This window comes from Flavobacterium hibisci, assembly GCF_020026925.1.
GTDB classification, from domain to species: Bacteria; Bacteroidota; Bacteroidia; order Flavobacteriales; family Flavobacteriaceae; genus Flavobacterium; species Flavobacterium hibisci.
Genome location: NZ_JAIQDW010000061.1, coordinates 1 through 393 on the forward strand (window position 1 = coordinate 1; position 393 = coordinate 393).

Genomic DNA, 393 nt, shown 5'->3' on the forward strand with positions numbered 1-393 from the left:
GGGGTACTCCAGGCTATACATATGCTTACAAACAAGACGGTGTTGCACCTGTTGCATCAGATTACGTTGCCAGCAATAGTGCGGATTTAAACCCGGCTACCAATGCCAACTGGGATGTTTGGGTTAAAGACCTAAACGGATGTACCTTTAAAGTAGATGTTGCTATTGCAATAGATAATGCCCCAACGGTAACTGTCTCGGTAGACAACCAATGTACAGGATCAGTAAGCGGTTTTACCCTTACGGCTACAGGTGCAGGATTGTCACCATTGAGCTATAGTATTGGCGGTGCTACAGGCACCTTCCAGAGCAGTCCTGTCTTTACGGTTTCAGCGGGTACTTATACGGTTCATGTTAAGGATGCCAACGGCTGTATCGTTCCATCGGCTGCCG

At 47.6% G+C, this 393-nt stretch carries 1 protein-coding gene; it reads left to right on the forward strand.

Annotated features, from left to right (window positions below; genetic code table 11):
- Positions 1-393: hypothetical protein (locus K8B81_RS20840; RefSeq protein WP_223683448.1), on the forward strand; the 393-nt coding region annotated here is incomplete at both ends.